This is a genomic window from Streptomyces sp. NPDC046727, assembly GCF_040645635.1.
Lineage (GTDB): Bacteria > Actinomycetota > Actinomycetes > Streptomycetales > Streptomycetaceae > Streptomyces.
This window is the reverse complement of sequence record NZ_JBEYYR010000013.1, coordinates 102,440-114,484: the sequence shown is the minus strand read 5'-3', so window position 1 is coordinate 114,484 and position 12,045 is coordinate 102,440. Positions and strand designations below refer to the sequence as shown.

Annotated in this window: 8 protein-coding genes, 1 pseudogene and 1 riboswitch; of the genes and pseudogenes, 6 read left to right on the top strand and 3 right to left on the bottom strand. The window is 69.7% G+C overall.

Annotated elements, in window-relative coordinates; all coding sequences use genetic code 11:
- Positions 1–110: 110 nt before the first annotated feature.
- From ABZ937_RS18570 to ABZ937_RS18555, 4 genes are all read left to right on the top strand, one after another.
- Entirely contained in the window at positions 111–1,649 is a 1,539-nt protein-coding gene (locus tag ABZ937_RS18570; protein ID WP_361693054.1) for an FAD-dependent oxidoreductase, read from the top strand.
- A gap of 58 nt (positions 1,650–1,707) precedes the next feature.
- Positions 1,708–2,952: an S-methyl-5-thioribose kinase gene (gene mtnK, locus ABZ937_RS18565; protein ID WP_361693052.1), complete on the top strand. Its 1,245-nt coding sequence runs from the start codon at positions 1,708–1,710 to the stop codon at positions 2,950–2,952.
- 618 nt (positions 2,953–3,570) lie between these two features.
- Positions 3,571–4,347 carry a hypothetical protein gene (locus ABZ937_RS18560; RefSeq protein WP_361693050.1) on the top strand — a complete coding sequence of 259 codons (777 nt, stop codon included), beginning with the start codon at positions 3,571–3,573 and terminating at the stop codon, positions 4,345–4,347.
- A 909-nt stretch (positions 4,348–5,256) separates the two neighbouring features.
- Positions 5,257–5,324, top strand: a riboswitch (guanidine-III (ykkC-III) riboswitch).
- A 75-nt stretch (positions 5,325–5,399) separates the two neighbouring features.
- Positions 5,400–6,218: an MBL fold metallo-hydrolase gene (locus ABZ937_RS18555; protein ID WP_361693048.1), complete on the top strand. Its 819-nt coding sequence runs from the start codon at positions 5,400–5,402 to the stop codon at positions 6,216–6,218.
- Positions 6,219–6,421: 203 nt separating this feature from the next.
- On the opposite strand, the pseudogene ABZ937_RS18550 reads toward ABZ937_RS18555, so the two are convergent.
- Positions 6,422–7,207: pseudogene (locus tag ABZ937_RS18550) on the bottom strand (IS110 family transposase); the annotation flags it as partial.
- Between the two features lie 533 nt (positions 7,208–7,740).
- Here ABZ937_RS18550 and ABZ937_RS18545 point away from each other — a divergent pair.
- Complete coding sequence (locus ABZ937_RS18545; RefSeq protein WP_361693220.1) at positions 7,741–8,679, top strand: L,D-transpeptidase; 939 nt, start codon at positions 7,741–7,743, stop codon at positions 8,677–8,679.
- A gap of 102 nt (positions 8,680–8,781) precedes the next feature.
- On the opposite strand, the gene ABZ937_RS18540 is transcribed toward ABZ937_RS18545, so the two are convergent.
- On the bottom strand, positions 8,782–10,047 hold the full coding sequence (locus tag ABZ937_RS18540; RefSeq protein ID WP_361693046.1) for an FAD-dependent monooxygenase: 1,266 nt from the start codon (positions 10,045–10,047) through the stop codon (positions 8,782–8,784).
- Positions 10,048–10,065: 18 nt separating this feature from the next.
- Positions 10,066–10,896, bottom strand: a complete 831-nt coding sequence (locus ABZ937_RS18535; protein WP_361693044.1) for an alpha/beta hydrolase — start codon at positions 10,894–10,896, stop codon at positions 10,066–10,068.
- A 104-nt stretch (positions 10,897–11,000) separates the two neighbouring features.
- Between ABZ937_RS18535 and ABZ937_RS18530 the strand changes: the two genes are divergently transcribed.
- Complete coding sequence (locus ABZ937_RS18530; RefSeq protein ID WP_361693042.1) at positions 11,001–11,990, top strand: helix-turn-helix domain-containing protein; 990 nt, start codon at positions 11,001–11,003, stop codon at positions 11,988–11,990.
- The last annotated feature ends 55 nt before the right edge of the window (positions 11,991–12,045 follow it).

Genomic DNA, 12,045 nt, shown 5'->3' with positions numbered 1-12,045 from the left:
GGTCTCCCGTTGTCACGACGGCCGCTTGGTTGTTCACCCGATGTTCCATCTCCTGTGCAGAGCGGTAAAGAGTGACAAGTCGGATTGGCTCGAACCGGGTGGGGTGACGCGTGGGCGGTGTAGTCGTGATCGGCGCGGGGGTGGGAGGCTGCTATGCCGCCTTCCGGCTGGCGGCGGGCTCGCAGAGCGTGACACTGTACGAGAGCGGATATCGGGTCGGCGGCAGAATCTGGTCCGTTCCGGTGCGCGGCGGAGGGTGGGCGGAACTGGGTGCCATGCGACTGAACAGGGAAGCTGCGCCGGTGATGGCACTGCTGAATCATCTGGGCCTGGCCGACTCACTGACACCGTTCCATTTCGACCGGCCGGAGAATTTCGTACTGGCGCGGGGAGATCGGTTACGCCAGCGGGATTTCGCCAACGCGGTTCGCATTCCGTACGCGGTGAGAAGGCGAATTCATGAGACGGATGCGGGCGGGTTGACGCTTCAGGCGGTGGAGTCGGCGGTGCCGGGATTCGGACGGCTTCGGGAGACGTACCACAGGGCGGTGCGGGAGCGGCGGCCCGCCGAGGCCGCGTCGGCGCGGGCCCGGTACCGGACAGCGCGGGGAACAGCAGTTGTGCAGGGTGAGCCGCTGGGGAAGGTCTCCTGGCCGCAGGTCCTCGCGGCGGCATTGGATCGGGAGGCGTTGAGGCTCGTCGCGGACACCGGTGGATACGACGTACACGCGGGCGGCGCGGCCGAGTGGATCGACGTCCTCTTCCACACCCCGCCACAGGCCGAGTACGTCACGCTCTCCAGCGGGATGCAGTCGTTGCCCAGGGCCTTGCACAGCGCTTTCGAGCAGGCCGGCGGCCGAACGCTCCGGGGCCGTCGGCTGTGCCGGATCGCCTTCTCCGACAGGGCCGGCGGTCCGTACGAGCTGACCTTCGCATTCACGGACCGTACGGGCCGGGACACCGGACTTCGGGAGCACGTACGGGCCAAGACAGTTGTCCTGGCGCTGCCGCAAGGCGCTCTGCGCCGTATCCAAACCGAACCCGGGATCTTCGGCCCCTTCTGGCACGGCGATCTGGAAGCGGTCGAGCCGGTGCGTGCCGCGAAGCTGTTCCTGGCCTACGACGAGCCGTGGTGGCGCGCGTGCGGCGTGGAGACCGGGCGCAGCACCACCGATCTTCCCCTGCGGCAACTGTGGTACGCGCCCGGAGGGGCTTCCCGGCTGCTGCTCGCCGCCTACCCCAGCGGCCCGTCCGCTGAGTTCTGGGATCGCTTCGGCGCGGACCCGCCGTACCACGTGCCCGGCGGCGCGGACACGTTCCGCGGAGGGCCACCGGCCCCGGCTGCGGCCGTGGCCCACGCCCACCGGCTGCTGTGCCGCATGCACCGGGTGCGGGCGCGCCCGCCGGCGGCAGCCTGCTGGCAGGACTGGGGGCGCCCGCCGTACTCGGCGGCCTGGCACATATGGCGGACCGGCCAGGCCACGGAGGAGGTCGCGGCCCGCATGCGTGCCCCCGCACCCGGAGGATCCCTGTACGTCGTCAGCGACTGCTGGACCTCGGACCCCGGTTCGATACCCGGCACCCTCGGCTGCGCCGAACAGGTCCTGCGGGACCACCTCGCGCTGCCCCGGCCGACCTGGTCCTCGTGAGCCCCGCGCCTCACCCACCGCCCACAGCACCGCTCAGATGCTCAGCCCAGGAGGAATCATGACCGCGTCCGCCTCCGTCGTCGAACCCGACATCACGAAGCTGCTCGACCACCTCGCCCGACACCCCGCACTCGCGCGCCGGCTAGGCGGAGCCCGGGACCAGTGGTCCGCCCGGGAGATCGGCGACGGCAACGTCAACCTCGTCTTCGCCGTCCATGGCCCGGACGGAGCCGTGTGCGTCAAACAGGCCCCGCCGTACGTGCGTGCGGCCGGCCCGAGCTGGCCCCTGACACCCGAGCGCGTCCTGTTCGAACACCGCGCCCTGGTCGAACACCGGCGTCACGCCGGCCCGTACGTCCCAGAGCCCCTGCACGTGGACCCGGAGGAGCATCTGCTCACCGTGGAGTACCTCGAAGGGCACACGGTCATGCGCGGCGACCTGACGGCCGGCGCGCGCTACCCCCATTTCGCCGGGCAGGTCGCCCGCTATCTCGCGCACACTCTCTTCTTCACCTCGGACCTCGCCCTGCCCGCGGGGCGCAAACGGGAACTGGCGTCACTTTTCGAGACCAACACGGCCATGTGCCAGATCATGGAGGACATGGTCTTCACCGAGATCTTCCTGCCCCACGCGCGCAACCGGTGGACCAGCCCGGAACTCGACGGGGACGTACAGCGTCTCCAGCAGGACACCGAGCTGAAACTCGCCGTGTCCCGGCTGAAGCAGCGCTATCTCACCTCCCGCGACGCGCTCCTGCACGGAGACCTGCACACCGGCTCGATCATGGTCTCCGAGGATTCCCTCAGCGTGATCGACCAGGAATTCGCCTGCTACGGCCCCATGGGCTTCGACCTGGGAACCCTCCTGGCCCACCTGCTCATCGCCTACTTCGCCGCCGGCGCGCGCGGACCGGACCGGGCCGCCCAGCAGGACTGGCTGCTGTCCGCCGTCGAAGAGGTCTGGGACGGCTTCCGAACGCACTTCACCGAACTGTGGCGCAACCACGCCGACGGCGACGGCTACCCGCCCGCCCTCTTCACGGGGGTCGCCACCAAGGCGTTGGAGGCCGAACGGCAGCGCTACCTCGATGAGTTGTTCACCGACACTCTCGGATTCTGCGGCGCCGAGATCATCCGCCGGGTCGTCGGCTTCGCCCGCCCCGCTGACTTCACCACCATCACCGACTCCGCCCACCGCGCCGCAGCCGAGCGGCGAGCACTCGCGCTGGCCCGAACCCTGACGACCGCGCCAACCGCTTACCGCTCCGCAGCCGAACTCACCGCGGCCGCGCGAGACAGCTGACACATCGCCGGCAGAGTCACGGCACGAGCGAGCGCGGGGCACATCCAGGGCACGCGAGCCTGGGAAACGGCGTTGATCCGTGAGAACTACCGAGAGGAGTTTTACCAGGTCAACGCTCATTTCACCGACAATCCCGGGTAAGCGCCCTCGCGCTTCCCATCGTTGCACGAGTGGCAGGGACGACCCAGAGGGGTCCGGCAGCAAGCCCGGCCGCCCCGTCATGCGTGCGCGATGCGCGAGCGGACGTTACGACATGAGGTGTCACGAGCGGGGGTGTCGCAGGTTCGAATCCTGGCGGGGCGCAACGCACCACCGCTCTGACCGGGGGTTCATCCCCTAGGGAGGGGGCCCTACTCGGCCTCGGACGCCTCGTCCGGGGCCGTTTGTGCAGTCCGTGAAGCACACCGATGCTCTCGCCTCGCCGACGGTGACCCCGCCCCGCCTCTGGTTCAGCTCGTCGAACAGGGAGACATCACACGACCCAGGGGGCGAGTGCCGCAGTAGGACTCACCGGATGTTGTATCGCCCTCAGGCCCACAGCGCTGGGCGCTGTGCGACGGCGTCGCGGACGTGTCCCCGCAGTCCTGGGCTACCGGGAGTCCGGAACTGCTTCCGGACATGGAGACCCGATCCATGCACGACCTGCACCACGAACTGCTCACCAGCCAGCGGGAGATGACCACGCGCCTCGCCACCACCAGGCCCGAGCCGGCCACCATCCAACCGGGCAATCCGTGGCACCAGGCCACCGCCGCCACCGAACGCATCCTCCAGCACCTCACCCACGGCGACGAGCACACCGCCCAAGGACAGTTGGTCGCGCTCGGCACACCACTGGACCTACTGCCCGTCACCGCACCGACGGCGCTCAAGGCCGAACTCGAACAAGCCGCGACCGTCTTCGAGCGCGCCACCCGATCCAGCATCGCCGCCGACCTCGACAGCACCCGCGTGCTCCGCCGCAGCATCCAGACGATCTGGCGCGACAGGCCCCGGGACAGGGACGGGGCTGGGTTCGCCACGCTCCTGGACGCCGCACTCACCTCACTGGCCCTCGCGATGCACGGGCACCGCACCCGCCAGCACGCCCAGCAGCAGGCAGCAGCCGGGCAAGCCCTCGTCCACCTACAGATCGCGTACGCGCAGGTCTCCGGACCAGTCCTGACGGGCCTTGCGCAACGCTCTCCCAGCCCCCAGACCAAGCGCCGCTTCGCCCACCACCTCCAGGAAGCAGTACCCGAGCACGGAGAGCGCATCCTGGCCGACCCCGCCGGGACGCACTGGCCTCCGTGCTTGCCGAGGCGGAGACCGCAGGACACAACGCGGCCACCGTCCTCGACCAGGCGCTCGGACAGCGCACCGTGTACGATGCCCGCAGCCCCGCCCGTGCACTGACCTGGCACATCCGCCGCCTCGGTGAGCGCCACGCGCCCAGTCCCCGAGCCGCGGCAGCCAGGGCCCGCAGCGCCCTGCCACTCCGGTCCTCCCCGCGGCAGCAACGCCGTCGCCGCAGGCGTCGCAGCGCAGCGGAGATACAGGATGGCCTTGGCCTCGGCCAGGTTGGCGGCGAATCCGTACGGCTCCCACAGGTGCCCGTTCCAGCGTTCGATGGCGCCCAGTCTTTCAGCGGCTCGTCGTCCATCCTGGCGTTCCTCGCATCGCTGGGAGCTGTCTCAGGAGGCCAGCGGCCATGGTGGGCCGTTCGGGTTCCCGAGCCGGACGACCTGCTCGTCGCGGGCGACAGTCACGCCGAACGCAGCGGTGTTCGGTGAGCCGTATTCCTCCCGTCGACCGCCATGGGGAAGAAACAGGCGTCCGGCGCCGCGAGCTGTGCCATGAAGGTCGGCCCGGAGCTGGTGAGGACCTCCGGCCCGCGTAGGGCGGCGAGCCAGTCCTCGCGTACGGCCGAGAGGCGCGAGGCGGGTGAGGGTGCGCAGGGGAAGCACGAACGGGACTGGGCCGGTGAGGTCGGCCATACGCTCCGTGGGACCGGTTGCCGCCGACACCGCGATCCACTGGATCAGCATGGTATTGCCCGAGCCCGCGACGCTGTGCAACAGCCCCCGGTCGTGGCCGGACAGCGCCTGATCGGCGGGGGCGGAGACGGGGGAGGCCGGCGGCGGTCCGAAGTCCGGTTCGTCCCCGTGGCCGAGCACATCCACGCTGAGGTAGGCGGCGTCCAGTGGCCAGCGATCCGGCGAGTCGCCGTGTGAGCCGGCCGGGGGCGGTGCGGGTGTGGCCATGGCCCGGCGGCCCGGACGGCACATGTGATGTCGAGGTGTCGGACGAGGTGGTAGCGTCCCGGCGGAGGCTCGATCGTGCCTGCCCCGGACGAGATGTGCGCCGTACCCGGCCCGCCAAGACGACGCACGCGCGGAGACATCGTGGACAGTGGAACACGTCGTATCGACTTCGCCGGCGTCCCTCCCGTGCCACGTCCTCTGGACGTGCGGTGGATTCACGGCTCGCCGTCGGCCAAGCACAACACGGATCCGGACATCCAGGTCCACGCCTACGACGACCACACGTTCATCCTGCGGCAGAACATGGCGGTCCATTACGAGGCGCCGTTCCTGTTCCTGCTGTGCGGCAACGAGCGGGCGGTGCTGATCGACACCGGAGCCACCCCGTCCCCTGAGTTCTTCCCCCTGCGTCAGGTGGTCGACGGGCTCCTCGCCGACTGGCAGGACCGGCATCCCGGGGACGAGGACTACCACCTCCTCGTGCTGCACACCCACGGGCACGGCGACCACATCGCGGGCGACGGCCAGTTCGCGGACCGCCCCGGCACCACCGTGGTGCACGCCGATCGCGCCACGGCATGGCGCTACTTCGGGTTCGACAAGGATCCGGACGCCGTCGCCCACGTCGACCTCGGCGGCCGGGTCTTGGAGTGCCTGGCCACCCCGGGCCACCACGAGGCGGCCGTCACGTATTACGACCCGGCCACCGGCCTCCTGCTCACGGGGGACACCGTCTACCCCGGCCGCCTCTACATCCAGGACGTTCCGGCCTTCACCCGCAGCATCGAGCGACTGATCGAGTTCGCCGAGCGCCGGCCCGTAACCCATGTGCTCGGCTGCCACATCGAGATGACCACCGAGCCGGGTGTGGACTACCCGGTCCGCACCACGTACCAGCCCGACGAGCCCCCGCTCCAGCTGACTGCGGCGCACTTCCGCCGGATTCGGGACGCGCTCGACCGACTCGCTGACGACGGCTCCTGGAGCGCCCACCGCGACTTCGTCCTCTGCCCCCACTCCTGAGTGGCCCGGGACGGACCGGACCGCTCAGGGTGCGGATCCTTGGCAGCATTGGCCCGCATGCAGCGAGCCCGGTGTCGGCGGCGCGGCCTCCGGCTGGGGAGTCTCCATGGGGGGCAAGCCGCGATGCCCCCTCCAGGCTCCAGCAACAGAACGTGCTGTCGATTGAACGGCGGTGCGACTGCATGCACGCCCCCTCCGGAAGGACGAAACGTCTCCCGGATCTGGACATCAATGCGCTTGGTTCGGTCGTCCAGGTCCAAAATCTGTACGGACAGAGCCACGATCTGAGCGGCAACGTCCTCGCCGGGCAGCGCTGTGTATTGCGCTTGGGCAAGCCTCCAGAGCGGTGACAGCGACCCTGTCCGCCCCGCGGACGCCACGGCTCGCAAGCCAAGCCGTCAGCCTGGTCCGGCCTCGGGCCGGATAGCGGCAGCCGTCTGATAGCCGGTCAGCAGGGTCGAGCGCGCCCTTGTGGCCCGAATAACTGAAGGTGCGCTCCAGCACTGGGAAGACTCCTGTGAGCACGTTCCGTAGCCGGTTGATCATCCGTACACGGTCAGCTACGAGGTCCGACCGATGCGCAGTCAGGAGCGTAAGGTCGGCCGCGAGCTGGGCCGGCACTTCGATAACCGCGAAATCACGGCGGTGACGGACTGACTCGGCGATGACGTAAGCATCGCGGTCCTCGGTCTTGGCCTGGCCGCGGTAGGCACCAGCCATACGGTTGACCGTACGGCGAGGCACGTAGACGGCCTTCTGGCCGTGGGCGGCGAGGAGGGCCAGCAGCACAGTGGAGGCAGAACCAGAGATGTCCACCGCCCAGCGGACCTCACCGGCCAGGTCCAGAATCTCGCCGAGCGCGGTCAGGATCGCTGTCTCATCGTTTCGACCTCTTTCGACCACAGGGTCGCTCCGGTGTCGTCAACCACTGTCGCCCAGTGATGGCCCTTCCCCGCGTCAATCCCGCACTCGCCCTCCTCGTTGCGCAGTTCTGCCGGGCCCGAGGAACACCCCTCTGTCTGCTCCGTAAATAGCGACCGCAACAAGGCGCGCACATCTCAATCAGCAGCCAGGGCGCCCCGGAGAACCGGACGGCCACTCCTCAGGAGCCACTACGGGCAGGCCCTACTCAGCCACATCCGGCCCTCCCGGGCCACCCAACAACTTACGGAGTGGGCGGCGGTGGGGAAGCTGGTGCCGTCGCCGACGGAGGACCAGCTCGCCGTGTCGGGACTTCTCACCTCAAGGAACCCTGCCCCCTTCGGCGCCCGGCGCCTGATGGGATCTCTTGGTCAAAGGGCTAGGTGCGGACGGCAGCGTTCCAATCTGCGCCGCTGACCGTCCCTGATCCGGTGCTGAGCGCCGGCGCCTTGAGGTGGGCTTTACGCGGCACACGGAACTATTGCACCCTCACTCACTGTCTGACAGGGAGTCGGGCCCGTCAGGGCCGAAGTGCGTGAGAGAGGGGCAGGTCGTGGGACGGCGCAAGGGCGGCATAGGGATCACACTCGTCACGGCTGCGATGCTGGTGGGCACGAGTGCCTGTGGCGGGGGCGGCGGTGACAAGGCGACCGGGGACGACGCGAAGGGGGCGGACAAGCCGAGCACGAGCGCCTCTCCGTCCCCGACGAAGCCCGCGGGTCCGCCGATGCTGCTGGAGACGATCACCCCGCAGACGGGAACCACGGTCGGCGTGGCCATGCCGATCTCGGTGGTGTTCACGAATCCGGTGGCTCCGAAGGCACGGGCCACGGTGGAGAAGCACATGAAGGTGAGCGCCTCGCAGCCGGTGGAAGGCGCCTGGCACTGGTTCGGCGACAAGCGCGCCGACTGGCGGCCGAAGACGTACTGGCCCTCGGGTACGAAGGTGAAGATCGACGCCGACATGAAGGGCGTCAGCAACGGCAACGGACGCTACGGCGTGCGCGGCTACACGCACACCTTCACGGTCGGCGACGACGTGCGCGCGGACGTCTCGGTGAGCGGCCACACCATGAGGGTGACCCGGAACGGCAAGGTGGTGCGCACCCTGTCGATCAACGCGGGCAGCGCCCAGTATCCGACGTGGAACGGCACGATGGCCGTCATCGACAAGCAGGAGAAGGTCCACATGACCTCCTGCAGCGTCGGCATCAGCTGCGACAAGGGCAGCCCCAACTACTACGACCTCACGCTGCCCTGGGACGTCCACCTGACCCAGTCCGGCACGTACGTGCACTACTCGACCGGCGATCCCAATCCCGGCAGCGGCAGCGCCCGTGGCTCGCACGGCTGCGTCCACTTGTCCATGTCGGATGCCAAGTGGTTCTACGGCCAGGTCAAGCAGGGCGACCCCGTCACCGTCACCGGCTCGCCCCGTGCCAAGGCCTCGGCCGACAACGGCTACGCCGCCTTCAACCTGGGCTGGGACGAGTGGCTCGCGGGCAGCGCGTCCGGGCAGGGGACGACCGCGACACTGTGACCGCTCGACAGCCCGAGGACGGCCGCTCATCCACAGAGGTGTGTCAGGAGGAATCAATGACGTGACCACCCCGGGGCGGGACTTCGCCGCGGGGCCGGGGCCTCACTCCACTCCGCGGCCGCCTCCGGGGGCGCCCGCGAGGCCGGCCCGACCTCCTGATGCGGCAGGCGACGGCGGGTAGTCGTCGACGGTCACGGAGTTGTAGAGGCGTGCGCTCTTGGTGGTGAGGCGAACGAGGGCGCGGCTGGGGCCCGCGGGCAGTGCGGAGATCAGACGGGCGCCCTGGGCCAGGCCCCACATGCCGAGGCGGGATGTGGGGATCAGGGTCTTCGCCGCGCTCAGCGCGACCGCGCGGCTGCCGTGCACGTGCTGCGCCATCACGCGCTCGTAGGCGGGGAAGGCGCGCTCGTGGTCGCCGCCCGCCCGTGCCAGTTCTCCGGCGAGGACGTACGCGCCGACGACGGCCAGGGTGGTGCTGCCGCCGACGGCCGGACCGGGACAGTAGCCCGCGTCGCCGACGAGCGTCACCCTCCCCTGCGACCAGGTGGCCATGTGGAGCTGGGTGATGGAGTCGAAGTAGAACGCCGGGGTGCGGTCGAGTTCGTCCAGCCAGCGGTCCACATGGGCGTGCATGCCGGCGAACGCACCGCGCAGCAGCTCCTTCTGCCGGGGCACGTCGCGGTGGTGGTAGTCCAGCTCACGCTCGCTCCGGAACAGGAACAAGGCCCGCGCGTCGCCGAGGTGCCGCGCGCCGTACATGCCGGCAGTGCGGCCGACACCGACGTGGATGAGGAGCTCGCCGTCGAGATCGGAGACGTTCGGCAGGGTCAGCACCCCGGGGTAGGCCCCGATGAAGGCGTTGAAGCGGGACTCGTCATCGAAGACGAGGCGGCGCACGTTGGAGTGCAGCCCGTCCGCGCCGACGACGAGGTCGAAGCGGCGCGGCGCGGCGTTTTCGAACTGCACCTCCCCAGACGGCGAGATCGCGGTGATCGAGTCGCCGAAGACGTATTCGACGTCGTCGCGTGCGGCGTCGTAGTAGATCTCGCTCAGGTCGTCGCGCATGATCTCGACGTGCCGCTCGGAGGCGGCGCTGAAGATCTTGGAGAGGTCCGCCCGGGCGGGACGCCGTGAGCCCTCCCGGTAGACGGTCATCCGGTTCGTACCGGTGGCCCGCTCCTCGATACGCGTGAGCACGCCCATCTTCTCCGAGATGTTCATCGCGGGCCGGAACAGGTCGACCGCGTGGCCGCCGGTCTTGCGCAGAGCCGGCGCGCGCTCGACGACGGTGACGGAGAAGCCGTGCCTGGTGAGCCAGTAGGCCAGCACCGGACCGGCGACGCTGGCGCCGGAGACCAGAATCCGCATGGCACCGCTCCCTTTCATTCAGCCACCCCGTACGGCGTGGATCGCGGTGAAGGCCAGCAGTGAGGTAGCTGTCCGCGGCGGATCCTCCAGCAGGGGCGAGTGCCCGAGTCCGGGCAGCAACTCGACCTGCGCGCCCGGAACGGCGCGGTAATCGGAGGCGGATGAGGACCGCCATCTGCGGTCGTCCTCGCCGAAGATCACCAGCAGCGGCTTGCCCAGGACCGTCAGCCGATCCGGCAGCGCCCGCTGCTCCAGGTAGGAGCGGGTGGCCCGCATCGTCGTGGTGAGCGAGTGGTGGGTCATACCGCGCACGTCGTCCAGGAGTTCCTCTGGCATCTGGTAGTCCGTGCGGCTGAAACCCGTGCTCGCGAACCGCCGGAGCTGCTCGTCGGCCGGCGGCCACTGCGAGAGGCCGACTGCGGCGGACTCCGTTGCGATGAAGGCGTCCAGGCTGGGGCCGGTGTTGATGAGCGCGAGCGCGGTCACCAGGTCGGGTCGCTGTTCGGCGAGGGCGGTGGCGACGACGCCGCCGCTGGAATGACCGACGACCACGGTATGCCCGACGCCGCGCCGGTCCAGTACCGCTGCGGCCCGACGCGCCTGGTCCGGGATCGCGTAGCTGCGGTCGGCCGGTTTGGCCGACCGGCCGTGCCCGAGCAGGTCGACCCGGATGACTCGGTGAGATCCGGTCAGCAGCGGAACCATCGGGTTCCACGCGCGGGTCGAAGATGCGGACCCGTGGATGAGCAGGAGTACGGGGGCGTCGCGAGGGCCGTCCTGGCACACGAAGATGTCGCCGTCGTCCAGCGACAGGGTTGAACTCTCGCCGGCATCGGAGCCGGAATTCACGTACGGACGTCCGTCAGAGGTATTCACGAGCCCACTGTCTCCGCCGGCAGGGGCCGATGGATTGGACGAATGTTCCCCCCAGCACGCTCGCATAGCATGGGACGATGCAGACGTTCGCCCACGGAGCGGCCATGTGGGACGTCGAGTGCCCGCGACGGCCCAGCCGGGTGAGCGGTGTCACCATGGCCGGGTTCCGTGTCCGTGACCTGGAAGCGCTCCGGATCGTCCCCCACCCCGCCGTGACGTTGCTCCTGGAGTTCGGCGACGGTTCACCCGTCCTCGACCATGCCCCCGGGCAGCAGCAGCGAGGAAGCATCGTCGCCGGACCCGGGCTCGGGTCCGGAGGCGCGGTCCGGGCGCGGGGAGAGAACGTCGAGTGCGTGCAGGTGCGCCTCTCCCCGGTGATCGCACGCGCGATTCTGGGCGCTTCCCCCGCCGACCTCGACGGCGCCGTCGTATCGCTCGGCGACCTGTGGGGCCGGGAGGCGTCACGGATCCGCGAGCAACTCGGCGAGGTCCCGTCGTGGCAGGATCGCTTCGCGTTGACGGACGCGCTGCTGGCCCGCCGGCACGCGGCGGGGCCGCCGGTGGACCCGGAGGTGGCCTGGGCCTGGCACCGGATCGTCGGCAGCCGTGGTCTGACCAGGGTCGACGAGCTCGCGGCCGAGGTCGGATGGAGCCGTAAGCGCCTCTGGTCCCGGTTCCGAACGCAGCTCGGGCTGCCGCCCAAACGCGCCGTGAAACTGGTCCGCTTCGACCATGCCGCCCACCGCCTGGTCGCGGGTGAAGCCGCGGCCCACGTCGCGGCCGACACCGGCTACGCCGACCAGTCCCACCTGCACCGGGACGTCATGGCGTTCACCGGGGCAACCCCCACGACCGTGGCCGGCGAGCCGTTTCTCGCCGTTGACGACCTCGCATGGCCCAGCCGCGGAACAACCGCCATGGCATCACCCTTCCCAGCGCAGACACGGGCACCGAACACCGGCAAGGACGAAAGGATGAAACGGGAGGAATTCCATGAGCCGCAACACGCTGCAGCCGGGGTCTTGCGTCATTCACGCTGGTCAACACTCCCTCGACACGGCAGTTGAGGGAGCAACTCGTAGCGGTGACCTGTCGCCGAGGGGCAGACGCATGGAAGGTGCG

Excerpts from the sequence above, each read along its gene's own strand:
- ABZ937_RS18530 (WP_361693042.1), top strand. The coding sequence starts at position 11,001 with ATGCAGACGTTCGCCCACGGAGCGGCCATGTGGGACGTCGAGTGCCCG.
- mtnK (WP_361693052.1), top strand. The coding sequence starts at position 1,708 with ATGACCGCGTCCGCCTCCGTCGTCGAACCCGACATCACGAAGCTGCTC.
- ABZ937_RS18540 (WP_361693046.1), bottom strand. The coding sequence starts at position 10,047 with ATGCGGATTCTGGTCTCCGGCGCCAGCGTCGCCGGTCCGGTGCTGGCC.
- ABZ937_RS18560 (WP_361693050.1), top strand. The coding sequence starts at position 3,571 with ATGGAGACCCGATCCATGCACGACCTGCACCACGAACTGCTCACCAGC.
- ABZ937_RS18545 (WP_361693220.1), top strand. The coding sequence starts at position 7,741 with ATGCTGGTGGGCACGAGTGCCTGTGGCGGGGGCGGCGGTGACAAGGCG.